Source organism: Nocardioides sp. HB32 (genome assembly GCF_054058995.1).
This window is the reverse complement of the sequence record NZ_JBSSBS010000001.1, coordinates 1841609-1864213: the sequence shown is the minus strand read 5'-3', so window position 1 is coordinate 1864213 and position 22605 is coordinate 1841609. Positions and strand designations below refer to the sequence as shown.

Annotated in this window: 29 protein-coding genes; 10 read left to right on the top strand and 19 right to left on the bottom strand. The window is 72.3% G+C overall.

All coding sequences use genetic code 11. The features are described from left to right. Positions 1-80 precede the first annotated feature (80 nt). Together ACVW2K_RS09505 and ACVW2K_RS09500 are read left to right on the top strand one after the other, a co-directional pair. On the top strand, positions 81-1235 hold the full coding sequence (locus ACVW2K_RS09505; RefSeq protein WP_457202343.1) for a sensor histidine kinase: 1155 nt from the start codon (positions 81-83) through the stop codon (positions 1233-1235). A 55-nt stretch (positions 1236-1290) separates the two neighbouring features. Beyond that, complete coding sequence (locus ACVW2K_RS09500) at positions 1291-1959, top strand: response regulator (protein WP_028638948.1); 669 nt, start codon at positions 1291-1293, stop codon at positions 1957-1959. Positions 1960-2038: 79 nt separating this feature from the next. Here ACVW2K_RS09500 and ACVW2K_RS09495 read toward each other — a convergent pair whose 3' ends face one another. Continuing rightward, the gene (locus ACVW2K_RS09495; RefSeq protein WP_457202342.1) at positions 2039-2806 is read right to left on the bottom strand and encodes an MBL fold metallo-hydrolase; all 768 of its coding nucleotides are present in this window, start codon (positions 2804-2806) and stop codon (positions 2039-2041) included. After that, a complete protein-coding gene (gene murI / locus ACVW2K_RS09490) occupies positions 2803-3618 on the bottom strand; it encodes a glutamate racemase (protein ID WP_036571711.1) in 816 nt (271 codons plus the stop codon). Before murI ends, ACVW2K_RS09495 begins: the two co-directional genes overlap by 4 nt. 194 nt (positions 3619-3812) lie before the next feature. Here murI and ACVW2K_RS09485 point away from each other — a divergent pair, with 194 nt between their 5' ends. Then, positions 3813-4445, top strand: coding sequence for a PAS domain-containing protein (locus tag ACVW2K_RS09485; protein ID WP_457202341.1), 633 nt, complete (start codon positions 3813-3815; stop codon positions 4443-4445). Positions 4446-4592: 147 nt separating this feature from the next. On the opposite strand, the gene ACVW2K_RS09480 is transcribed toward ACVW2K_RS09485, so the two are convergent. Genes ACVW2K_RS09480 through clpS form a run of 6 tightly spaced genes read right to left on the bottom strand, consistent with a single transcriptional unit; the run spans position 4593 to position 7657 of the window. Continuing rightward, a complete protein-coding gene (locus ACVW2K_RS09480) occupies positions 4593-5543 on the bottom strand; it encodes a PLP-dependent cysteine synthase family protein (protein WP_457202340.1) in 951 nt (316 codons plus the stop codon). A 2-nt stretch (positions 5544-5545) separates the two neighbouring features. Beyond that, positions 5546-5824, bottom strand: a complete 279-nt coding sequence (locus tag ACVW2K_RS09475; protein WP_028638953.1) for a MoaD/ThiS family protein — start codon at positions 5822-5824, stop codon at positions 5546-5548. 12 nt (positions 5825-5836) lie between these two features. After that, positions 5837-6268 carry a Mov34/MPN/PAD-1 family protein gene (locus tag ACVW2K_RS09470; RefSeq protein ID WP_028638954.1) on the bottom strand — a complete coding sequence of 144 codons (432 nt, stop codon included), beginning with the start codon at positions 6266-6268 and terminating at the stop codon, positions 5837-5839. Positions 6269-6277: 9 nt separating this feature from the next. Then, on the bottom strand, positions 6278-6775 hold the full coding sequence (locus ACVW2K_RS09465; RefSeq protein ID WP_457202339.1) for an NUDIX hydrolase: 498 nt from the start codon (positions 6773-6775) through the stop codon (positions 6278-6280). 10 nt (positions 6776-6785) lie between these two features. After that, the gene (locus tag ACVW2K_RS09460; protein WP_457202338.1) at positions 6786-7370 is read right to left on the bottom strand and encodes a DUF2017 domain-containing protein; all 585 of its coding nucleotides are present in this window, start codon (positions 7368-7370) and stop codon (positions 6786-6788) included. Further along, complete coding sequence (gene clpS, locus ACVW2K_RS09455; RefSeq protein ID WP_028638957.1) at positions 7367-7657, bottom strand: ATP-dependent Clp protease adapter ClpS; 291 nt, start codon at positions 7655-7657, stop codon at positions 7367-7369. The genes ACVW2K_RS09460 and clpS overlap by 4 nt, the downstream gene beginning before the upstream one ends. Before the next feature lie 26 nt (positions 7658-7683). On the opposite strand from clpS, the gene ACVW2K_RS09450 reads away from it, so the two are divergent. The 3 genes from ACVW2K_RS09450 to ACVW2K_RS09440 are packed head-to-tail and all read left to right on the top strand — an operon-like array spanning position 7684 to position 10320. Further along, positions 7684-8985: a nicotinate phosphoribosyltransferase gene (locus ACVW2K_RS09450; RefSeq protein ID WP_457202337.1), complete on the top strand. Its 1302-nt coding sequence runs from the start codon at positions 7684-7686 to the stop codon at positions 8983-8985. Continuing rightward, positions 8982-9557 carry an isochorismatase family protein gene (locus ACVW2K_RS09445; RefSeq protein ID WP_028638959.1) on the top strand — a complete coding sequence of 192 codons (576 nt, stop codon included), beginning with the start codon at positions 8982-8984 and terminating at the stop codon, positions 9555-9557. The genes ACVW2K_RS09450 and ACVW2K_RS09445 overlap by 4 nt, the downstream gene beginning before the upstream one ends. Beyond that, a complete protein-coding gene (locus ACVW2K_RS09440) occupies positions 9550-10320 on the top strand; it encodes an enoyl-CoA hydratase (RefSeq protein ID WP_457202336.1) in 771 nt (256 codons plus the stop codon). The genes ACVW2K_RS09445 and ACVW2K_RS09440 overlap by 8 nt, the downstream gene beginning before the upstream one ends. A 57-nt stretch (positions 10321-10377) precedes the next feature. Here ACVW2K_RS09440 and ACVW2K_RS09435 read toward each other — a convergent pair whose 3' ends face one another. Beyond that, positions 10378-10908, bottom strand: coding sequence for a DUF1697 domain-containing protein (locus tag ACVW2K_RS09435; RefSeq protein ID WP_457202335.1), 531 nt, complete (start codon positions 10906-10908; stop codon positions 10378-10380). A 54-nt stretch (positions 10909-10962) separates the two neighbouring features. On the opposite strand from ACVW2K_RS09435, the gene ACVW2K_RS09430 reads away from it, so the two are divergent. Together ACVW2K_RS09430 and ACVW2K_RS09425 are read left to right on the top strand one after the other, a co-directional pair. Further along, positions 10963-11397, top strand: coding sequence for a MarR family winged helix-turn-helix transcriptional regulator (locus ACVW2K_RS09430; protein ID WP_028638962.1), 435 nt, complete (start codon positions 10963-10965; stop codon positions 11395-11397). Beyond that, a complete protein-coding gene (locus ACVW2K_RS09425; protein ID WP_457202334.1) occupies positions 11394-12614 on the top strand; it encodes an MFS transporter in 1221 nt (406 codons plus the stop codon). Before ACVW2K_RS09430 ends, ACVW2K_RS09425 begins: the two co-directional genes overlap by 4 nt. A gap of 23 nt (positions 12615-12637) precedes the next feature. On the opposite strand, the gene ACVW2K_RS09420 is transcribed toward ACVW2K_RS09425, so the two are convergent. Further along, the gene (locus ACVW2K_RS09420; protein ID WP_457202333.1) at positions 12638-13330 is read right to left on the bottom strand and encodes an RDD family protein; all 693 of its coding nucleotides are present in this window, start codon (positions 13328-13330) and stop codon (positions 12638-12640) included. A 96-nt stretch (positions 13331-13426) separates the two neighbouring features. Further along, complete coding sequence (gene hppD, locus ACVW2K_RS09415; protein ID WP_457202332.1) at positions 13427-14620, bottom strand: 4-hydroxyphenylpyruvate dioxygenase; 1194 nt, start codon at positions 14618-14620, stop codon at positions 13427-13429. Positions 14621-14702: 82 nt separating this feature from the next. Between hppD and ACVW2K_RS09410 the strand changes: the two genes are divergently transcribed. After that, complete coding sequence (locus ACVW2K_RS09410; protein WP_028638966.1) at positions 14703-15185, top strand: Lrp/AsnC family transcriptional regulator; 483 nt, start codon at positions 14703-14705, stop codon at positions 15183-15185. Here the strand turns inward: ACVW2K_RS09410 and ACVW2K_RS09405 are convergent. The 7 genes from ACVW2K_RS09405 to ACVW2K_RS09375 form a co-directional block, all read right to left on the bottom strand. Further along, a complete protein-coding gene (locus ACVW2K_RS09405; RefSeq protein ID WP_457202331.1) occupies positions 15134-16012 on the bottom strand; it encodes a Dyp-type peroxidase in 879 nt (292 codons plus the stop codon). The two genes, ACVW2K_RS09410 and ACVW2K_RS09405, sit on opposite strands and share 52 nt — an antisense overlap. An 8-nt stretch (positions 16013-16020) precedes the next feature. Further along, positions 16021-16656 (bottom strand): IclR family transcriptional regulator, encoded by a 636-nt coding sequence (locus tag ACVW2K_RS09400; protein ID WP_028638968.1) that lies wholly within the window; start codon positions 16654-16656, stop codon positions 16021-16023. 19 nt (positions 16657-16675) lie between these two features. Further along, positions 16676-18466, bottom strand: coding sequence for a DEAD/DEAH box helicase (locus ACVW2K_RS09395; protein WP_028638969.1), 1791 nt, complete (start codon positions 18464-18466; stop codon positions 16676-16678). Continuing rightward, positions 18463-18714 (bottom strand): DUF3039 domain-containing protein, encoded by a 252-nt coding sequence (locus ACVW2K_RS09390; protein ID WP_028638970.1) that lies wholly within the window; start codon positions 18712-18714, stop codon positions 18463-18465. The genes ACVW2K_RS09395 and ACVW2K_RS09390 overlap by 4 nt, the downstream gene beginning before the upstream one ends. A gap of 32 nt (positions 18715-18746) precedes the next feature. Then, on the bottom strand, positions 18747-19490 hold the full coding sequence (locus ACVW2K_RS09385; RefSeq protein ID WP_457202330.1) for a VOC family protein: 744 nt from the start codon (positions 19488-19490) through the stop codon (positions 18747-18749). Between the two features lie 6 nt (positions 19491-19496). Next, the gene (locus ACVW2K_RS09380) at positions 19497-20054 is read right to left on the bottom strand and encodes a YqgE/AlgH family protein (RefSeq protein WP_028638972.1); all 558 of its coding nucleotides are present in this window, start codon (positions 20052-20054) and stop codon (positions 19497-19499) included. 91 nt (positions 20055-20145) lie between these two features. After that, positions 20146-20679, bottom strand: coding sequence for a hypothetical protein (locus tag ACVW2K_RS09375; RefSeq protein WP_457202329.1), 534 nt, complete (start codon positions 20677-20679; stop codon positions 20146-20148). 132 nt (positions 20680-20811) lie between these two features. Here ACVW2K_RS09375 and ACVW2K_RS09370 point away from each other — a divergent pair, with 132 nt between their 5' ends. Further along, on the top strand, positions 20812-21525 hold the full coding sequence (locus tag ACVW2K_RS09370; protein ID WP_457202328.1) for a TetR/AcrR family transcriptional regulator: 714 nt from the start codon (positions 20812-20814) through the stop codon (positions 21523-21525). Here the strand turns inward: ACVW2K_RS09370 and ACVW2K_RS09365 are convergent. Beyond that, complete coding sequence (locus tag ACVW2K_RS09365; RefSeq protein WP_457202327.1) at positions 21509-22525, bottom strand: DUF3048 domain-containing protein; 1017 nt, start codon at positions 22523-22525, stop codon at positions 21509-21511. The genes ACVW2K_RS09370 and ACVW2K_RS09365 overlap by 17 nt on opposite strands. Positions 22526-22605: the final 80 nt, after the last annotated feature.

The following is a 22605-nucleotide window of genomic DNA, read 5'->3' as shown; positions in this document are numbered from 1 at the left end:
GGGCGGCGCTGACCAAAGTAGGGGGCGGTGGCGACCCCGGGCGCCTGCGCGACGGCGTACGTCGTCCTAGCCTGAGCGACGTGGAGCGTCCGGACCCGTGCGAGTACCAGCCGCCGTTGCGGCTGTGGAGCCACCTGTGGCGCGTCGCGGTGATGCTGTGCCTCAGCGCCGTCGCGTGGCTGCCGGTGTGGAAGCACCAGGCCGACGTCTCGCACGCCTGGTGGATCCTCGACCTGGCCATCGGCGCGGCCGGGTACGTGCTGGTGTTCTGGCGCCGGCGCTGGCCGCTGACGGTCGCCGTGGTACTCGCGCTGGCGGGCGCGGTGTCCGGCTCGGTGGCCGGCCCGTCGGTGCTCGCCGCGGCCTCGGTCGCGACCCGTCGGCGGTGGCGGGAGATCGCGCTGGTCGGGGCCGTGAACTTCGCCGCGGCGCAGCTCTTCAGCGTCCTCACCTCCCCCGACGACGACCCGCTCTGGCTGATCGTGATCGCGAACGCCATCGCCGTCGCTGCGGTGCTCGGCTGGGGCATGTACATCGGCTCCCGCCGCGAGCTGATCTGGACGCTGCGGAACCGGGCCGAGCGCGCGGAGGCCGAGCAGGAGCTGAGGGTCCAGCAGGCACGCGGCCAGGAGCAGACCCGCATCGCACGCGAGATGCACGACGTGCTCGCGCACCGCATCTCCCAGATCTCCATGCACGCGGGCGCGCTCGCGTACCGGGACGGACTCCGGCCCGAGGAGGTCCGGGCCAGCGCCGAGGTGATCCGCGACAAGGCCCACGAGGCCCTGACCGACCTGCGGGGCGTGCTCGGGGTCCTGCGCGACGGCACCACCGGCGAGCGGACGCTCACGCCGCAGCCGACGTACGCCGACCTGGCAGGCCTGGTCGACGAGGCGGAGGAGTCCGGCGTCCGCATCGAGTTCGAGGACCTCGTGCACGACCCGGTGCCGGAGGCGGCGGGCCGGACGGTCTACCGGATCGTCCAGGAGGGCATCACCAACGCGCGCAAGCACGCACCCGGCGCGCTGCTGACGGTGCGGGTGACCGGGTCGCCGGACGACGGCATCGACGTGCTGCTGCGCAACCCCGTCGGGTTCGGCCCGACCCGCACGCCCGGCGCCGGGCTGGGGCTCGTCGGCCTGTCAGAGCGGGCGGAGCTGCGCGGGGGTCGCCTCGACCACGGCCGCGACGGGTCGACGTTCGTGCTGCACGGGTGGATACCGTGGGCCGCATGATCACCCGACGGAAGTGCTCGCCCGGCACGGCCTTCCGCAGGGACCCCGCACCAGCATGACGACCGTCCTCCTCGTCGACGACGACCCGCTCGTGCGCTCGGCGCTCGCGCTGATGCTCGGCGGCGAGCTGGACATCGAGGTCGTCGGCGAGGCCGGTGACGGCCACGAGGGCGTCCGCCTGGCGCGGGAGCTCGAGCCCGACGTGGTGCTGATGGACATCCGGATGCCGCGCCTGGACGGCCTCGAGGCGACCCGAGCGCTGCACAGCCGCCCGGACCCGCCGCGGGTGATCGTGCTGACCACGTTCGACGCCGACGAGCACGTCGTCGAGGCGCTCGCGTCGGGCGCGGACGGGTTCCTGCTCAAGGACACCCCTCCCCCGCAGATCGTGGACGCGATCCGCAAGGTCGTCGAGGACGAGCCGATGCTCTCGCCGTCCGTCACCCGCACCCTGATCCGGCGGCTCCGGGACGAGCCCGACGACAACGCCAGCGCGACGGCGGCCCGAGCGACCGAGGCGGAGTCGCGGCTGGCGCTGCTCACCGAGCGCGAGCGGGACGTCGCCCTCGCCGTGGGTCGGGGCCTCAGCAACGCCGAGATCGCCCGGGACCTCTACCTCTCGGTGCCGACCGTGAAGGCGCACGTGTCCCGGCTGTTCGACAAGCTGCACGTCACCAACCGGGTGCAGATCGCGATCTGCGTGCACGACGCGGGCCTGTCCTGACCCGTCGAGTGACGCGAACTGGCTGCCCGGAGGGCCGATTCACGACCAGTTCACGTCACTCGACGGGAGATGGCCGGGCTCAGAGGTCGTAGACGGCGCCGGCCCGGGCGAGCTCGATGGGGCCGTCGTACTCGGCGGCGGCCTCGGCGAGGGCGTCCGCGGGGTCGAACCACGGGGGCACGTGGGTGAGGACCAGGCGGCGTACGCCGGCGCGCCTGGCGACCCGGCCGCCGTCGGCGCCGGTCAGGTGCAGGTCGGGCGGGTTGGTGTCGACCGAGCGGAACGACGCCTCGGCGAGGAACAGGTCCGCGTCGCGGGCCAGGTCCTCCAGGGCCGGGGTGGGCCCGGTGTCGCCCGTGTAGGCGATGGTCACGCCGTCGGCGGAGACGCGCAGGCCGAACGCGTCGACCGGGTGCGCCATCGGCACCGGGGTGACCGAGAACGGCCCGACCTCGATCGGCCCGGACCACTCCCGGAAGTCGAACTCGTGGTGCATGCCCGGGTCCAGGGGCAGGTCGTACGCCCGGGCCATCCGGTCCGCGGTGCCGGCGGGACCCCAGACCGGGATGCGCGGCTGGGCGCCGGACGGGTGGTACTTGCGCATCACGTAGTAGCCGGACAGGTCCAGGCAGTGGTCGGCGTGCAGGTGGCTGAGCAGCACGGCGTCGACGGCGAGCGGGTCGGCGTGCACGTGCAGCGCACCCAGCGCGCCGCTGCCGAGGTCGAGCAGCACCCGCCAGGTGCGGCCCGCCGGATCGCGGGGGTGCTCGGCCTCGAGGAGGTAGCAGCTGGCCGGCGAGTGCGGCCCCGGATAGGAGCCGCTGCAGCCCACGACGGTCAGCCTCACGCGAGGCCTCCGACGAACTGGCGGGCGCCGGCCAGCTCGGGCCCGAGGAACCGGTGCCCGATGGTCGCGAACTCCTCGGGCGAGCCGGTCGTGAGGAAGGAGTACGTCGGGTCGCCGCCCGGCCGCAGCAGGCTGGTGCGGGTGAGCATCTTGTAGACGTCCTTCGCGCACTCCTCGGCGCTGCTGATCAGCGTGACGTTGTCGCCCATCACGTAGGAGATGACGCCGGTCAGCAGGGGGTAGTGCGTGCAGCCGAGGATCAGGGTGTCGACGCCCTCGGTGATCAGCGGGTCGAGGTACTCGTGCGCGACGCCGATCAGCTCATCGCCGCCGGTGATGCCGGCCTCGACGAAGTCGACGAAGCGCGGGCAGGCGCGGGTGGACAGCTGGACGTGGGGCGCGGCCGCGAACGCGTCGTCGTAGGCCAGCGACTCGGCCGTGGCCCGGGTGCAGATCACGCCGATCCGGCCCGTGCGGCTGGCGGCGACCGCGCGCCGGGTGGCAGGGAGGATCACCTCGACCACCGGGACGTCGTACCGCTCACGCGCGTCGCGGAGCATCGCCGCGGAGGCGGAGTTGCAGGCGATGACCAGCGCCTTGACGCCCTGCTCGACCAGGTGGTCGAGGCACTCGAGGGCGTACTCCCGGACCTCGCCGATCGGCTTGGGCCCGTACGGCTGGCGGGCGGTGTCGCCGACGTACACGATCGACTCGTGCGGCAGCTGGTCGATGACGGACCGCGCGACGGTCAGGCCGCCGAAGCCCGAGTCGAAGATGCCGATGGGAGCGTCGACCGTCCCCGGGCCCGTCATGGTGTGCACAGCACGCAAGGCTAGGTCCTCGCGCCCCCGAACCGCAGGGCACGCGACCGAGGTCACGGGAGATGACGGTCACGCCGGTCAAGGTGGTCGGGTGTTCCACGCCCTCGCTACCGCCGTGCTGGGACCGCGACCTCGACTCCGCCCAAACGCTCACGGTGAGCCGCTGAGAGGTCCACAATCGGCGCATGAGGGCCGAGGAGGAGCTGGAGCTCCTGCAGCAGCGGATGGACAACGCCCAGCGGCTGGCCAACATGGGCGACTACGACTGGCACATCCCGACCGACACGAACCGCTGGTCGGACCAGCTGTTCCGGATCTACGGCTACGAGCCGCAGGCGTTCAACGCGACGTACGAGCGCTTCCTGTCGATGATCCACCCCGACGACCGGGACCGGATCCAGGGGATCCACCAGCACGCGTACGCCACCGGCGAGCCCTACGAGATGATCGAGCGGATCACCCGGCCGGACGGTGAGGAGCGGTTCCTGCACTCCAACGGCCAGGTGATCATGGGCCCCGACGGCGCGCCCGAGCGGATGCGCGGCACCTGCATCGACATCACCGAGCAGTACCTCGCCGAGCGCGAGCGCGAGGCGACCGCCGTGCGGCTGAGCGAGGTCAAACTGCGTCGCCGGCAGGCCGTCGAGATCAACGACAACATCGTGCAGGGCGTGACCGCGGCGATGTACGCGCTCGAGCTCGGCGACGCGGAGGGGTGCCGCTCCTACCTCGACGCCACGCTGTCAGCCGCGCGCTCGATGATGGAGCCGGACGAGGACCTGGTGCGCTCCGAACCCGCCAGGCTGGATCAGGGCTGACCGGGGGCGCGTCGGGATACCCGGCGAACCGGGGATTCCTGCGCTTCCCGGGCATTGCAACGCCCGGTGAGTGCGGTGATACCCGGCGAACCGGGGATCCCGCCCACGGTCACATCAGCCCCACACCAGGCCCACACCAGGCCCCGATCAGGCCCAGAGCTGACCCTCGAGGCGGTCTTCCGCCTCGTCCACGGTGCCCTCGTAGGCGCCCGTCGAGAGGTACTTCCACCCACCGTCGGCGACCACGAACGCGATGTCGGCGCGCTCGCCGGCCCGGACCGCCTTGGCGGCCTGGCCGAGCGCGGCGTGCAGGATCGCACCGGTGGAGATGCCGGCGAAGATGCCCTCGAGCTCGAGCAGCTCGCGCACCCGGCGTACCGCGTCGCGCGGCCCGACCGAGAAGCGGGAGTCGATCAGCGAGGCGTCGTACAGCTCCGGGACGAAGCCCTCGTCGAGGTTGCGCAGTCCGTAGACGAGCTCGCCGTACCGCGGCTCGGCTGCGACGATCCGCACCTCGGGCCGGGCCGCGCGGAAGAACCGGCCCACGCCCATCAGGGTGCCCGTGGTGCCGAGGCCCGCGACGAAGTGCGTGATCGACGGCAGGTCGGCGAGCAGCTCGGGGCCGGTGCCCTGCTCGTGGGCGAGGGCGTTCGCGGCGTTGCCGTACTGGTAGAGCATCACCCAGTCGGGGTGCTCGGCCGCGACCTGCTTCGCGACCCGGACCGCCTCGTTGGAGCCGCCCGCGGCCGGCGAGGAGACGATCTCGGCGCCCCACATGCGCAGCAGCTGGCGGCGCTCCTCGGAGGTGTTCTCCGGCATCACGCAGACGATCCGGTAGCCCTTGAGCTTCGCGGCCATCGCCAGCGAGATGCCGGTGTTGCCGGAGGTGGGCTCGAGGATCGTGCAGCCCGGACGGAGCTGGCCGTCCTTCTCCGCCTCCTCGATCATCCTCAGCGCCGGGCGGTCCTTGATCGAGCCCGTCGGGTTGCGGTCCTCGAGCTTGGCCCACAGGCGTACGTCGGGCGTCGGGGACAGCCGCGGCAGCCCCACCAGCGGCGTACCACCGACGGAGGCGAGGAGGTTGTCGAAGCGGGTCATGCCTACCGGGAGCCACCGGCGACGGCCGGCAGCACCACGACCTGGTCGCCGTCGCTGAGCTCGGCCTCGAGACCGCCGATGAACCGGACGTCCTCGTCGTTGACGTAGACGTTGACGAAGCGGCGCAGGTCACCGCCCTCGATGAGACGGTCCTTGATCCCGGGGTGGTTGGCCTCCAGATCGTCGATCAGCGCGCTCAGGCTGGCGCCCTCACCGGTGACGGCCTTCTCGCCGGCGGTGTAGGTGCGCAGGATGGTCGGGATCCGGACCTCGATGGCCATGGGTGTGACTCCTCAGTCTGTCTGCTCGTCCACGACGGTGACCTCTTCCTCGGTCACCTCGCCGTCGACGATCCTGTACGACCTGAACTCCACCGGGCCCTCGTTATTCCCGTGCAGACGGGTGCTGACCAGCACGTAGTGGGCGTTCGGCTCCATCGCCAGCCCGATGTCGGTACGGCTCGGGTAGGCCTCGGTCGCCGTGTGGGAGTGGTAGATCACCACCGGCTCCTCGCCGTTCTCGTCCATCTCCTTGTAGAGCTGGAAGAGGTCGGTGGAGTCGAACTCGTAGAACGTCGGGCTGCCGGCCGCGTTGACCATCTCGACGAACCGCTCCGGGCGGTCGCTGCCCTCCGGGCCGGCGACGATGCCGCAGGCCTCGTCGGGGTGGTCCCGCCTGGCGTGCGCGACGATGGCGTCGTACGTCGCGCGGTCGATGGTCAGCACGGCCCAAGGTTACGAGGACGGGCGCCGGAACCTGGTCGCCGTCTCACCTGCGAGGACGTCCTCGATCCGCTCGAGCAGCCAGTCCGACATCGGGGGCAGCGCATCGGCGGGCCACCAGCGGACGTCGGTGTTCTCGTCGTCGTTCACCCGGGCCTCGCCGCTCACCCAGCTGCAGTCGAAGGTGAGGTCGAGGTAGATGCCGAGGTCGCCGTTGCCGTGCACCACCTGCGGACTGGCGCTCACCGAGGCCAGCCGGTCGACGGTGACGACGACCCCGGTCTCCTCGAGAGCCTCGCGGGCGGCGCCGATCGCGGGCTCCTCACCCGGGTCGAGGATGCCGGTGACGGGCGCCCACGCGCCGTTGTCGGCGCGGAGGGTGAGGAGGATCTCCAGGTCACCAGGGTCACCGGGGGCACCCCGGCGCACCACCGCCGTCACGGCGGGGAGCCACAGCTCGTGGGTGCCGACCATGGCCCGGAGGTCGGCGATGAACGGCGGGATCGGCATCAGCTGGCCCTCACTTGCTCAGCGCCTCGACCAGCGTCTCCTGCAGGTAGCCGACCCACTCGTAGATGTCGTGGGCCTGGGCGCGCGGGTCGTCGTCCGGGAGCGAGTGCCAGTACCCCTCGTCGCCCTCCTCGATCTCGAGCCGGGTGGCCAGCGCCAGGCGCAGGTCGGTGAACGACCGCAGCCAGGTCTCGGCCGTGGCCTCGTCGAGCTCGACGTCGATCATCAGCCCTTCCTCGGTCAGCTCGGGGGGCAGCCCGGCCTCCTCGAGCCCGTCGATGATCGTGATCGCGGCCTTCGCCTTGCCGTCCCGGAGCGTGCCCTCGGTGAAGCGCCGGAACTCCGCGGCGGCCTCCTCGTCGTTCGGGTACGCCGTCGGGAACAGCCGGGCGAGCACCGGGTCCTCGGGCACCTGGGTCGGCCCGGAGAAGTCCATCATCGCCGCGAACGGGTCCGCGTCGTCGCGGGGCACGGCCGCCTCGTTGCGCAGGAGCTCGACGAGCTGGCCGGCCAGCGAGCGCAGCAGGTCGGCCTCGAAGCCGGTGAAGTTCGCGATGATCAGCTTGCTGCGGCGGTGTCGCTGGAACGCGCTCATTCCTGCCTGTCCATCGTCGCCCACAGGCCGTACTCGTGCATCGCCTGCACGTCGCGCTCCATCTCCTCGCGGCTGCCGTGGCTGACCACGGACTTGCCGTCCTCGTGGACCTCCATCATGAGCTTCTCCGCCTTCTTCTTCGAGTAGCCGAAGTACTTCTGGAACACGAAGGTCACGTAGGACATCAGGTTGACCGGGTCGTTCCACACGATCGTCACCCACGGCTTGGCCGTCTGGACGATCTCATCGGAGGTGGTGGTCGGCTCGACCTCGACGGGCGCGGTCACGCCTCCATGTTGGCACACTGAGGTCCGTGTCCAACTCCACCTCGCCCAGCACCGCGCTGCTGACGGACCACTACGAGCTGACGATGCTGGAGGCCGCGCTCCGGTCCGGCACGGCCCACCGTCGTTCGGTGTTCGAGCTCTTCCCACGGCGCCTCCCCGAGGGGCGGCGGTACGGCGTGGTCGCGGGCGTCGGTCGGGCCCTGGACGCCATCGAGTCGTTCCGGTTCGACGCCGCGACACTGGAGGTGCTCGAGGACGTCGTCGACGAGCCGACCCGGGAGTGGCTCGCGTCGTACCGCTTCTCCGGCGACGTGTGGGGCTATCCCGAGGGCGAGGCGTACTTCCCGCACTCGCCGCTGCTGGTCGTGGAGTCGACGTTCGCCGAGGCGGTGCTGCTCGAGACCGTGCTGCTCTCGATCTACAACCACGACTCGGCGATCGCGTCCGCGGCCTCGAGGATGACGCTGGTCGCCGGGGACCGCCCCTGCATCGAGATGGGCTCGCGCCGCACCCACGAGGAGGCCGCGGTCGCCGCCGCGCGGGCGGCGTACGTCGCCGGCTTCGCGACCAGCTCGAACCTCGCGGCCCGGCAGCGGTACGGCGTGCCGACCGCGGGGACGAGCGCGCACTCCTTCACGCTCCTGCACGACAGCGAGACCGACGCGTTCCGGGCGCAGGTGGCGTCGCTGGGCGCCGGGACCACGCTGCTGGTGGACACCTACGACGTCGAGGAGGCCATCCGCGCGGGCGTCGAGATCGCCGGCCCGGGACTCGGGGCGGTGCGGCTCGACTCCGGCGACCTCGCCGTCCAGGCGGTGCAGGTGCGGGCGCTGCTCGACTCGCTGGGGGCGACCTCGACCCGGATCATCGTGACGAGCGACCTGGACGAGTTCGCGATCGCGGCGCTGGCGGCCGCGCCGGTCGACGGGTACGGCGTGGGCACGCAGCTGGTCACCGGCAGCGGGCACCCGACGTGCGGGTTCGTCTACAAGCTGGTCGCCCGGGCGTCGGACTCGGGCGAGATGGTGTCGGTGGCCAAGCGGAGCGTCGACAAGGTCTCGGTCGGCGGGCGGAAGTATGCGCTCCGCCGCCGGTCGGCGGACGGCGTGGCCGAGGCCGAGGTGATCGGCGTCGGCAGGGCGCCGACCGACGACGGCGACGACCGGTCACTGCTGGTGCCGCTGGTGCGGTCCGGCGAGATCGTGGGGCGCGAGTCGCTGGACGACGCGCGGGCGCGGCACCTGGCCGCCCGCGCCGAGCTCCCCGTCGCGGCGCAGCAGATGTCCCGCGGCGAGCCCGTGATCCCGACGGTTACTGTCGAGGCATGACGCGCGCGTTGCTCGTGACGGACGTACAGAACGACTTCTGCGAGGGCGGTTCACTGCCGGTCCCGGGCGGCGCGGCGGTCGCCGCCGACATCGGGGCGCTGCTGCACTCGTGGGTCACGGGCGGCCCGGACGCCCCGGCGTACTCGCACGTCGTGGCGACCAAGGACCACCACGTCGCGCCGGGCCCGCACTGGTCGTCCGAGCCCGACTTCCGCGACTCGTGGCCGGTGCACTGCGCGGTGGGCACCGACGGCGAGGCCTTCCACCCGAACCTCGATCCGCAGCCGTTCGACGCGATCTTCCTCAAGGGCGAGCACCAGGCGGCGTACTCCGGGTTCGAGGGGCGCTCGATCGACGGCGTGCCGTTGGCGGACTGGCTCCGGGCGCACGAGGTGGACGCGATCGACATCTGCGGGATCGCGACCGACTACTGCGTCCGGGCGACCGCCCTCGACGCCGTCGCGCTCTCCTTCCCGACCCGGTTGCTCTTGTCGCTGTGCGCCGGGGTGGACCCGTCGACGTCCGAGGCGGCCGTGTCGGAGATGGCGGCCGCAGGAGTGACCATTGCCTGACCTGCTGTCGTCGGTCGCCGACGGCGTCCTGACGCTGACGTTCGCCCGGCCCGAGGCCCTGAACGCCGTGACCGGCCCGATGATGGCCCGGCTCGCCGACGAGCTCGAGGGCGTCCGGGCTCGCGAGGACGTGCGGGTCGTGGTCATCACAGGCACCGGTGCCGCGTTCAGCGCCGGCGCCGACATGGCGGCGCTCCGGCTCGCGCCGGCGCACCCGGTCGAGACCATGGACGGCGCCAACCGGGTGATCCGCGCCGTCGTCGGTTGCCCGCTGCCCGTCCTGGCCGCCGTGAACGGCGTCGCGGCGGGTGTCGCCTGCTCGGCCGCCCTGGCGTCCGACATCATCGTCGCCGCCGAGTCGGCGGCGTTCCTGCTGCCGTTCTCCCGCATCGGGCTGATGACCGACGGCGGCTCCTCGGCGACCGTCGCCGCGTCGATCGGCCGGGCCCGGACCATGCGGATGGCGCTGCTCGGCGAGCCGCTGCCGGCCTCGGCCGCCCTCGACGCCGGCCTGGTCACCCACGTCGTCCCCGACGACGAGCTCCCCGCCCTGGTCGCCCGGCTCGCCGGGCGCCTCGCGGCCGGTCCGCCGATCGCGCTCGCGGGGATCAAGAAGGCGGTCAACGCCGCGACGCTGTCCGGGCTGGAGGCCGCCCTCGACCGGGAGCACTCCGGCCAGCGCGCGCTGTTCACCACGCGTGACTTCACCGAGGGGCTCGACGCCTTCGCCGACGGGCGCAGGCCGGTGTTCCGGGGCGAGTGAGGCCCGGCGCACCGCAGGTACGACGAGGACCTCAGGGCTGGCCGCGCGGTCAGCGGGTCAGCACCACTTCCCGGCCAGCGCCCGGATGACGGTCAGGTTGCGGTTGGTCGCGACGCCGAGGTGCTTCTCGACGACGGCGTTCGTCAGCCTGGCCTCGTGGTAGTTCGGCCCGAGCAGCAGGTGCACCGCCCGGCCGCCCACCCGGGCCACCTCCTCGGCCGACGACGCCTTCTCGATCGCCGCCACCTGCGCCGCGGTGGGTGCCTTCTTCAGCAGCGACACGTAGTGCCGGCCCTCGTGGCCGTCCGCGAACCTCTCGGCGTCGGCCGCGATCTCGCGCAGCTCCTCCCGGGTGAACACGATCGTCGGCACCTCGAAGCCGCGGTCGGCGCGGAACGCCTCCTCCAGCGCATCCTCGATCCGGGCCCGCGAGCGCATGGTCGTGTCGAACCGGACGTTCCCGGTGTTGATGTAGGTCTCCACGTCGGCGAACCCGGCCTTCTCGACGGCGGCCGCGATGGCGGCCTTCGAGAACTTCCGGTTCGCCCCGAGATTGATCGCACGGAGGAACCCGACGTACGTGGCCATGACCACATCCTGCCCGACTGGGAATTACATCGGTTACCGATGCATTATGTCCGGGTGACCACCGAAGCCGACCTCGCCAGCGACCTGGTCGTGCAGGCCGCCCGCCTGGTCCGCGCCGTGCGCCGGGAGCTCGAGCTCCCCGCCGTCCCCCGGGTGCTCTCGCTGCTCGACGAGCACGGGCCGCTGGGCATCACCCAGCTCGCCGAGCTCGACCGCTCCTCGCAGCCGACGATGTCCGGCTCGGTCGCGCAGCTCGTCGAGCACGGCCTGGTCACCCGGGAGCCGAACCCGGCCGACGCCCGCGCCGCGGTCATCACCCCGACGCCCGCCGGCCTGGCCGAGCTGGCCCGGGTCCGGCGCCGGTACGGCGAGCACATCGCCGCCATCGCCGCCGACCACCCCACCATCACCCCCGAGGACCTCGCCACGGCCGTCGCCGTGCTCCGGGCCCTCCTGACCGACAGCAGTCTCCGGAAAGGAAGCTCGTGAGTTCCCTGCTCAAGCAGCCCCGCGCCGTGTGGGCCGTCGCCTTCGCGTGCGTCATCGCCTTCATGGGCATCGGCCTGGTCGACCCGATCCTCAAGGAGATCGCGGCCTCGCTCGGTGCGACCGGCAGCCAGGTCTCGCTGCTGTTCAGCAGCTACATGGCGGTGATGGGCATCGCGATGCTCGTGACCGGTGTGGTGTCGAGCCGGATCGGCGCGAAGCGCACGCTGCTGGCCGGCCTGGTGCTGATCATCGTCTTCGCGGCCCTGGCCGGCTCCTCGAGCACGGTCGGCGCCGTCATCGGCTTCCGCGCCGGCTGGGGACTGGGCAACGCACTGTTCGTCGCGACCGCACTGGCGACCATCGTCCAGGCGTCGAAGGGCTCGGTCGCCCAGGCGGTCATCCTGTTCGAGGCGGCGCTCGGCCTCGGCATCGCCTCCGGGCCGCTGCTCGGTGGACTGCTCGGTGAGCAGTCCTGGCGGGCACCGTTCTTCGGCGTCTCCACGCTGATGGCGATCGCCCTCGTGGCGACCGCGTTCCTCCTCCCGTCGACCCCGCCCCAGGGACGGCGTACGTCGCTGGCGGACCCGTTCCGTGCGCTGCGCCACCCCGCGCTGCTGCTGCTCGCGCTGGTCGCGATCTGCTACAACCTCGGCTTCTTCACGCTGATGGCCGCCGGCCCGTTCGCGCTCCCGACGTACGGGATCATGCAGATCGGCTGGACGTTCTTCGGCTGGGGCGTGCTGCTGGCCGTCACGTCCGTGGTCGTCGCCCCGGGGCTGCAGCGGCGCTTCGGCACGCTGCCCACGCTGACCGCCGTGCTGGCGCTGTTCGCGCTCGACCTCGCGCTGATGGCGATGTACGCCGAGCACGAGCCGGCGATCATGGCGGGCATCATCGCCGCCGGCGCGCTGCTCGGCATCAACAACACCCTCGTGACCGAGGCCGTCATGGGTGCCGCTCCCGTCGAGCGCCCGGTCGCGTCCGCGGCGTACTCGTTCGTCCGGTTCACCGGCGGCGCGGTCGGCCCGTTCGTCGCGATGAAGTTGTTCGAGCACCAGGGCGTGCACGCGCCGTTCTGGTTCGGCGCGGTCGCGATCGCGGTCGGCGTGGCGATCATCGCCGCCGGGACCCCGACGATCCGCAGGGCCCTCGAGGGCGCCTTGCCGGCACACGGGGTCGAGGAGGCCGAGGCGGAGCTCGTCGGCGACCTCGCCTGACGCCGCGATCCTGGTCGACCCGGCTAGCGGGTGACCACGACGTTGGTGCGGGCCGCCTTGTCGTGCAGCGCCTGCCGCCTGGCGTCCCAGAGCGGCCACAGGCCGTCGAGGAACGAGTACGTCGAGACCAGCCACCCGACGTAGGTGATGCCGCTGAGCAGGCTCGGGCCGAACTGCGTCAGCCAGCGCAGCACCACCGTGCCGAGCGGCATCGGGCCGGGCACGTCGCGACGCCGCACCCGCATCCCGAGCACCAGCTTGCCGGGCGTCGCCTGCTTCCACATCAGGAAGCCGACGTGGTAGGCGAAGTTGATCGCACAGCTGATCAGCCCGATCACGATCATCGTCGAGGCCAGCTCGCGCTGCAGGTCCCACGAGGACGGCGGCTCCGTGCCGGCGTCGAGCGCGCGGGACGTCTCGTCCCAGAAGTCGCGGATCGGGCCCGCAAGGTCTCCCCAGAACGGGATGCTCGCGACGACCATCACCGGCACCAGGATGACGACGTCCACGAGGTACGCCGCCACCCGGCGGCCCCACGCGGCGAGCTCGACGCCGTCGGGCGTGGTGGGCGGACCGGCGTGCGCCGCCGGCACCGGCGCGCCCGTGACCGGCTGGACGTGGCCGGTCCACTGCCCGCCGTCCCACCACCGCACCACGGGCTGCTGGCCCGCCTGCTGCCAGGGATCGGCGTACCACCCGGGTCCGATCTGGGTCACGGCCGAGACGCTAGCGCCCGCCGGGGTGCGCATCAACGCCCCGGCTGCCAGGGGCGGCCGGGGCGTTGCTCCCTCCCAGAAGGGAGACCGTGGGGCTCAAAGGTTCCCGCGGGCGTCCTGCTCGCGCTCGATCGCCTCGAACAGCGCCTTGAAGTTCCCCTTGCCGAAGCCCAGCGAGCCGTGCCGCTCGATGAACTCGTAGAACACAGTAGGCCGATCACCCATGGGCTTGGTGAAGATCTGGAGGAGATAGCCGTCCTCGTCGCGATCGACGAGGATCTTGCGCTTCTTCAGCTCCTCGATCGGCACCCGCACCTCGCCGATCCGGGCCCGCAGCTCGGGGTCGTCGTAGTAGGAGTCCGGGGTCTCCAGGAACTCGACCCCGTTGTCGCGCAGGATGTCGACGCTGCGCAGGATGTCGTTGGTCGCGAGCGCGATGTGCTGGCAGCCGGCGCCGTCGTAGAACTCGAGGTACTCGTCGATCTGCGACTTCTTCTTCGCGATCGCCGGCTCGTTGAGCGGGAACTTCACCCGGTGGTTGCCGCTCGCGACGACCTTGGACATCAGCGCCGAGTAGTCGGTGGCGATGTCGTCGCCGATGAACTCCGCCATGTTCGTGAAGCCGAGGACCTTGTTGTAGAAGGCCACCCACTCGTCCATCCGGCCGAGCTCGACGTTGCCGACGCAGTGGTCGACGGCCTGGAACAGCCGCTTGGGGTGGCCCTCGCGGCGCACCACCTTCGTCGTCGCGGCGACGTACCCGGGCAGGTACGGGCCGTCGTACCTCGAGCGGTCGACGAGGGTGTGGCGGGTCTCGCCGTACGTCGCGATCGCGGCCATCCGCACCGTGCCGTGCTCGTCGGACTCGTCGTGCGGCTCGACCAGGATCGTCGCCCCCTGGGCCCGGGCGTGCTCGATGCACTTGTCGACGTCGGGCACCTCCATCGGGAGGTCCACGACGCCGTCGCCGTGCTTGCGATGGTGGTCGAGCACCGGGCTGTCCGGCGTCACGCCGCCGGTGAAGACGAAGCGGGCGCTCCCGGAGCGCAGCACGAACGACTTCGAGTCGCGGCAGCCGTTCTCCGGGCCGCGGTACGCCTCGAGGTCCATGCCGAGCGCGAGCTGGTAGTACGCCGCGGTCTGGGTCGCGTTGCCCACCACGAAGCACACGGCGTCCTGCGCGGTCACCGGGAACGGGTCGTTGGCGGCGTCGTACTCCACGAGCCCGACCAGCTCCTTGAGCTGCTCGAGGGTGAGGTCGGCCTTGAGCTCGTCAGGTGTCAGCGTCATGGCCGAAGCGTCGCCCGGACCGGGCAGTCTGTGCAACAGTGGGCCGACACGTTGTGCAACCTGCTCAGCGAGAGGGTGTCGGATGGACGACCTGGACGGCAGAGTGATCGAGCTGTTCGCGACCGACCCGCGGGTCGGGGTGCTCGAGGCGTCCCGCCGGCTCGGGGTGGCCCGCGGCACCGTGCAGGCGCGCCTCGACCGGCTGGCGGCGAGCGGCGTGATCACCGGGTGGGGCCCGGACCTCTCCCCGGAGGCGCTGGGATTCCCGGTGACGGCGTTCCTCACCCTCGAGATCCGTCAGGAGACCAGCCAGGGCGGGCACGACGCGGTCGGCGCGCACCTCGCCGCCATCCCCGAGGTGCTCGAGGTGCAGACGATCACCGGCGCCGGCGACATGTGGGCGCGCGTGGTGGCGCGGTCGAACGCCGACCTCCAGCGGGTCATCGACGCCGTCCTCGAGCACCCCGCGATCGTGCGCTCCTCGACGGTGATCGCCCTCGCGACCCAGGTGCCCTACCGGGTGCGGCCGCTGGCGCTGAGGTCCTCGACCGAGGGCACGAAGTAGTACCCGCCGGTCAGCGGCGTCGAGTAGCGCGTGAGGTCGTCGCGGACGCCGCCGACGCCCGCCATGCTGTCGAGCATCCGGGCCAGCGGGCCCTGATCCGCGGCGAACCCGACGAACATGGTGCCGTGGTCGGAGACCGTGCCGTACGGCGTGTTGCGCCGGAAGATCCGACCGAACTCGTCCTGGTCGGTGCGCGCCACGTGCGAGCCCTCCGGCTTGTCCTCGAGCTCGATGCTGTCGGGCTTGGTGCGCCCCATGACCCGCTCCTGGCGCTCGGTGGGGAGGCCGGTCCAGGCCCGCGCCTCGTGCGTCCACTGCTGGAGGAGCAGCACCGAGCCGCCCGCACCGGCGGCGCCGTCGGGGACCAGCACCTCGTGCGGGCTGACGAGCACCGAGTGGTTCTCGGTGCCGTCGATGAAGCCGGTGAGGTCGCGGTCGCGGTGGTAGGTCCAGCCCACGACCTCGTGCGCGAGCACCGCGACCCCCTCGAGCGCGGCGAGCATGCCGATCACGGCGTCGAAGACCACGTCGTACGAGCCGCCAGCGACCCAGAGCGCCGCGTCGTGCTGGGTGGCCGGCATCGTGAACCCGTCCGGGCCGGCCACCGGCTCGGTGAAGCCACGGGTGCCGGCAGGCATGGGCCCGGACCAGACCTCGGGGCGGAAGCCGGTCACGAGGTTGACGCCGCCCATCGTGGTCCGCGGCTCGGCGAGGTCCGCGACCTCCCGCACCAGGTCGGCTCCGGACGCCCCGTCGGCGAGGTCGAGCTCGACGTAGGAGTGCGCCAGCGTCCCGAGCGCGAAGATGCCGGGCTGGGGTACGGGCATGAATCCTCCTAGGAGAGCCTCGCCGCGACCTCGGCGGCCGCCCGGCGCACCCGCGGGGAGATCGCGTCGACGTCGATGTCGCCGAGGGTGACGATCCCGACGCTGGCCTCCAGCCCGTCGATGCCCGGCACCGGCACCGCGAGGCCGCGGGCGCCCGGCTGCAGCTCGCCCTGGGTGACCGCGAACGGCTGGGCGTCGGGCTGACGCCCCAGCAGGATCGCCTTGCCGGCGGCACCGCGGGTGAGCGGGTGCCGGGACCCGACCCGGTAGCTGACGTGGAAGTCGGTCCACGACGGCTCCACCACCGCGAGGGCGAGCGCCTCCTCGCCGTCGGCGACGGTCAGGTGTGCCGTGCAGCCGACGCTCTCGGCGAGCTCCCGCAGCACGGGTACGGCGAGGTCGCGCAGCACCGGCTGCACGGCGGAGGCCAGGTGCAGCACCCCGAGGCCGACGTGCAGCCGGCCGCGCGGGTCCCGGCGTACCAGCGCGTGCTGCTCGAGCGTGCTGACGAGCCGGTAGACGACGGTCCGGTTCACCTCGAGGCGCGCGGCCAGCTCGGTCACGGTCAGCCCACCGGTCGAGGCGGCGAGCACGTCCAGGACGCGCAGCCCACGGTCCAGCGTCTGCGAGGTCTCAGCCGGCACGGCCCCACCCTAGGGGGATTCAGGACGTCTTGCGCAGGGCCCATTCCCGGATCCGGTCGATCCGGGCGTGCAGCTGCTCGGCGGTGGCGACGGCCGCCGCCGGGCCACCGCACTCCTTGCGCAGCGCCGCGTGGGTGATGCCGTGGGCCTGTCCGGTGCGGTGGTGCCAGGCGGCGACCAGGCCGTTGAGCTCGCGGCGGAGGACCGCCAGCTGCTCGTGCGTGGAGACCTCGGCGAGCGAGTCGGCGGCCTGCTCGACCCGGCTCGCCTGCTGCTTCCTCGCGCGCTCGCTCTGCCGGTGCTGCAGCAGCTCGCGCATCTGGCCCGGCTCCAGGAGGCCGGGGATGCCGAGGAAGTCCATCTCCTCCTCCGAGCCCACGTGCACCTCTCCGGAGTGGCCGAACTCGCCGCCGTCGTACAGCACCCGGTCGAAGCGGGCCTCGGAGCCGAGCGCCTCCCACGACGCCAGCAGGTCGTCGGACGCCGCCTCGCCGGCGTTCGCCTGCGCGAGCAGCTCGTTCTCGGCCGCGAAGATGTCGTCCTCGTCGGTGACGCGGCGACCCAGCACGTGGTCGCGCTCGACCTCCATCTCCGAGGCGTGGCCGAGCAGGTGCGGCACCGACGGCAGGAACACCGATGCCGTCTCACCGCGGTTCCGGGCGCGGACGAAGCGGCCGACGGCCTGGGCGAAGAAGAGCGGCGTCGACGTGGTGGTCGCGTAGACGCCGACGGCGAGTCGCGGCACGTCGACACCCTCGGAGACCATCCGGACCGCAACCATCCAGCGCTTGTCGTTCGAGGTGAACTCGCTGATCCGCTTGGACGCGAGCTTCTCGTCGGAGAGCACCACGGTCGCGGACTCGCCACTGATGCCCTTCAGCAGCTTCGCGTAGGCCCGGGCGGAGTCCTGGTCGGAGGCGATCACGAGGCCGCCGGCGTCGGGCACGTGCCGGCGCACCTCCGAGAGCCGCTTGTCGGCGGCGGCGAGGACCGCCGGCATCCACGAGCCGCCGGGGTCGAGGGCGGTGCGCAGCGCCTGGTTGGTCAGGTCCTTGGTGAGCGGCTCCCCCAGCCGCGCGGCGATCTCGTCGCCGGCGCGGGTGCGCCACTGCATCTCGCCGGAGTACGCGAGGAACAGCACCGGGCGGACCACGTGGTCGGCGAGCGCGTGCGCGTAGCCGTAGGTGAAGTCCGCGGCCGAGCGCGGGACGCCGTCGTCCCCCGGGGCGTAGGTCACGAACGGGATCGGGTTCACGTCGGAGCGGAACGGCGTGCCGGTCAGCGCCAGCCGGCGGGTCGCGGGCTCGAACGCCTCGCGCACGCCCTCGCCCCACGACAGCGCGTCACCGGCGTGGTGCACCTCGTCGAGGATGACCAGCGTCTTGAACCGCTCGGTGCGGATCCGCATGGCGAGCGGGTTCACCGCGACCCCGGCGTACGTCACCGCGATGCCGACGTAGTCCTGCGACGTGCGGCCCTTGCCGGCGGCGTACGTCGGGTCGATCGGCACGCCCGCGCGGGCGGCCGCCTCGGCCCACTGCAGCTTGAGGTGCTCGGTCGGCGCGACGATCGTGACCCGGTCGACGATCCGGCGCCCGAGCAGCTCGGCCGCCACCGACAGCGCGAAGGTCGTCTTGCCGGCACCGGGCGTCGCGACCGCGAGGAAGTCGCGCGGCTGGGTGTCGAAGTACTGCCGCATGGCCGCGGTCTGCCAGGCACGGAGGGAGGTCGCCGTGCCCCACGCCGCGCGCTCCGGCCAGGCCGGAGTCAGCGCGTTCGGTTGGGGGTCGGCCTCGGGCCGGCCCGTCACTCGTTCTCGCCCGAGTCGTTCTTGAGGGACTCCCAGACGTCCTTGCACTCCGGGCAGACCGGGAACTTCTCCGGCGCGCGGCTGGGCACCCAGACCTTGCCGCACAGGGCGACCACCGGGGTGCCCATCACCATCGCCTCGGTGAGCTTGTCCTTCTCCACGTAGTGGGAGAACCGCTCGTGGTCACCCTCGTCGGTCGGGACGGTACGTCGGTCCTCGCGGACGTCCGTGTCTGTCGAGAAGCCGATGGTGGTCACAGGGTCACCTTACGTCAGCGGGGTCAGCCGAGGTCGCGGTCCTCCACACCCTCGGGCCGGTTGGCGGTCACGCAGAAGACCATCCCCGCGGGGTCGCGCAGGACGTGCCAGCCCGGGCCGGCGCCGAGGTCGGCGGCGCCGAGGCCGCGGACCCGGCGTACCTCGGCAGGTACGTCATCGGCGCCGTGGTCGACGTGCGCGCGCACCGGTCCGTCCGCCTCGTCGAGCCACTGGAAGAGCAGCTGCAGGGGCGAGCCGTCCGCGTGCCACTTGCCGGCGAACTCCGGGGCCGGCGAGTCGACCCACCGGCCCGGCAGCAGGGCGCGCCAGAACGCGACCTCCGTCTCGTGGAGGTCCGGCGGCGAGTCGACGCAGACCTGGACGACCCGGCCGGTGTGGCCGCCCGGCCAGCCCACCGGCTGCGGCGCCCGGCGGTCGGCGGCCGCCAGGACGCAGAACGGCAGCCCTCCGGGTGACGCCAGCGTCTGCCACCGGTCCCGGGCGGCGACGAGGCTCGCTCCCAGGTCCCGGGCCTGCGCGACGGTCGCGTCCGGCGCCTCGCTCTCGAGGTCGAGGTGCACCCGCGGCCCGCCGTCGACCTCCTGCAGGTGCAGGTACGCCGAGCCGTCCGGCGGCTCGAGGCTGCGCAGCTCGGGATGCCCTGGCCACGGTGCGCCCGCCGGCCAGCCGGTGAGGCCGCCCCAGAACTCCGCCGCGGGGCGCAGCTGGTCCCGTGGGACGTCGATGACGGCGTGCAACCAGGTCACGGCACCTCAGTTCAGGTCCGGGTCGAAGGGCCGCGTCGAGTGCCAGGCCAGCTCCCCGGGCTGGCGGCGGAGGACGTCGCGCCACAGCTCGTGCGGATCGACGCGGAAGACGTCGGGGACCTGCGCGGGCAGGACGTACCAGCTGCCCTCCTCGATCTCGACGTCGAGCTGCTCGGCCCCCCAGCCGGCGTACCCGGCGAAGATCCGCACCCCCTCCAGGCTGCCCTCGAGCAGCTCCGGCGGGGTGTCCAGGTCGACCAGCCCGAGCCTCCCGTCGACGGCCCGGAAGCCGACCGGAACGTCGTCCTCGGTGCGCAACGTGGCGACGGCCAACGCACCCTGGGTGCTGACCGGGCCGCCCTGGAAGAGCACATCCGGCTCGGCGACCACGTCTCCCCAGCCCTCCAGCACCTCGGCGACCCGCACACCGGACGGGCGGTTGAGCACGACGCCGAGCGCGCCCTGGTCGTCGACGTCGAGGAGGAGCACCACGGTGTCGGCGAAGTTCGGGTCGAGGAGCGCAGGCGTCGCCACGAGCAGCATCCCCGCCTGCGCCTCGCCCATGACTCCATCATCACTCGCGGGGGAAGGACGCGCGACAGCCCCGGCCCGACGCCGTGGGAGGGAGGGATGCGCCGGGACCGGGGCTGTCGGATCAGGCGGCCGCGAGGACCGCCTTGAGCCGGCCGAGCAGCGTGGGGTGCTCGGCTCGGCGGGACGTGGGGACGTGCACCGGGCGGTACGTCGCACGCGCGCGGGCCTCGATGGCCGCGCCGACGCGCACCGCGGCGGCGTCGGGGGCGCTGACCCGGCCGGCCATCATCGCCAGCAGGATCCGCTCCTTCTCGGCCGACGTGCTCATCGCGTCGGCCATCGCGCCGTCCGTGGGCTGGTCGCGGTGGTGGTCGATGATCGCCAGGACGCCCGGGAGCTCGTCCGCGGTCGCGTGCCACGCGGCCACGACGGCGTCCTCGAGCTCCATCGGCTGGTGCATCAGCTCGCGCTCGATGTGACCGGCCAGCCGGGTGTGCCAGCGGAGCTGGAGGGCGCCGAGCAGGGTGAGCTCGTCGCCGAACGCGTCGGCGACGCCCTCGACGTCCGTCGGCAGCCGACCGTCACGACGCTCGTTCGCCACGGTGATCACGTCGCGGAGGATCTCTCCACGGGAGTGGAAGGACTTCCAGGTCATGGGGTTCTCCTTCGGGGGACTCACATACTGTAAGTACGTACCCACGGTACGGAGACGTACTCGCGGTATGCAACCGACCCGGCGGTGATCCGGGTCACCCGTACCGACGGTCGGTATTAGGCTCACGGTTCTATGAGCAAGTCCTCGGTCAGCAAGCTCGTCCCGAAGGTCCCCGGCGTCCCGGGGACCAGCCGCCGGCAGCAGTACTCCGCCTCCACGAAGCGGGCGCTGATCGACGTCGCCGAGCAGCTGTTCACCGAGCACGGGTACGCCGCCACCTCGCTCGACGCGATCGTCGCCGGCGCCCGGGTCACCAAGGGGGCGCTCTACCACCACTTCAGCGGCAAGCAGGCGCTGTTCGAGGCGGTCTTCGAGCGCGTCGAGAGCGACGCCGCGCGGGCCATCCAGAAGGCACTCAAGGGCCACCGCGACCCGTGGGCGAAGGCCACCGCCGGCCTGCGGGCGTTCCTTGCGGTCGTCCAGGAGGCGCGCTACCGCAGGATCGTGATCCAGGAGGGCCCGTCGGTCCTCGGCTACGAGCGGTTCCGGGAGCAGGAGGAGCGCTCGACGTTCGCCAACGTCCTCGAGATCGTCCGCTCGGTGCTCGCCGCCGGCAAGTGGGACCTCGACGAGGACCTGCAGCAGACGTTCGCCCGGATCTTCTTCGGCGCCATGTCGTCGGCCGGCGAGTCGGTGTCCGGCGCCGACGACCCCGAGCAGGCGGCCGCCAACGTCGAGACCGCGATCGGGTTCATCCTGGCGGGGTTCCAGGCGCTCGCCGAGAGCGGGGTGGAGCTGAGCTCCCCCGGCGCCGGCGTCCTCGAGCCGACTACTTCCGGAACGTGACGTTCCCGGTCGCGGCCGGCACCAGCTCGATCCAGGTGTGGCCGGCCGGGACCGTCAGCTCGCCGGCCTTCGTCGAGAGCGTGATCGGCGCGGTCAGGTCCTTCTTCTGCCAGGTGCCACGCACCAGCCGGCCGTCGTGGAAGATCATCGCCTCGCCCTTGCCGGTGAACTTGGTCTCCGGCACCGGGTTGCCGGCCGGGTCGAGGTACCCGGCGTCGCCGACCTGCACCCGCAGCACCAGCACGGTGTCGGCGGGGAACGTGTCGCCCTGCTGCGCGTAGGTGTTCTGGTTGACGTACCCCTTGCCGTTGTACGCCCAGTTCGTGGTGTGACCGCCCCCGAAGACCGCCGCGATCGTCTTCGCCGGCTGGCCGCCGGGGAAGTCGTCCTCGGTCCCCCACGGCAGGTAGTCGTCGGGCCGGGCCGCCTCGTCCGTCGTCGTCTCGGCCTCGACGTCCTGCAGGTTCGCGAACAGGTTGTACGGCGCGATCCGGGCGTTGTCCCGCGCGAAGCCCTTCGAGCCCTCCGCGAAGTACTGGATGCCCGCGCCCTTGATCCGGTTGATCGTCACGTTCGCGGCGCCGCTGGTGACCATCGTGGCGCCGATCGGGCCGACGATACCGATGTCGCTGGCGCGCATCGAGCGGACGGGGCCGACCTTGCCGGGGATGTCGGAGTAGTAGAACGCCGCGAGCCGGGTCAGGCCACCCTCGACGAGCTCCTCGACGACCATGTCCGCCGAGCCGAGGCCGATCTGCGGCGAGCTGGAGTAGGTGTTGTCCATCTTCGCGACCAGCACCGGGTGGTCCTGGGCGGCCTCCTCGTCGCCGGACACCGGCAGGCCGGTCAGCGGCCAGGTGGCCGCCAGCTCCTGGCCGGCGGCGACCTGCTGGGCGCCCGGGCCCGCGTCGGCGGTCGAGTCGTCGTCGCCTCCGCCGCAGCCGGCGAGCGCGAGGCTCGCGGCCACGAGGACGGCGGGGATCAGGTGGGTACGGCGCACGGGGGTTCGCTCCGATTCGTCAAACTCGTGTGTTCTGGTCGACTTCCAGTGTGCCTATCCGGACGGCAGGCATGGGGAGG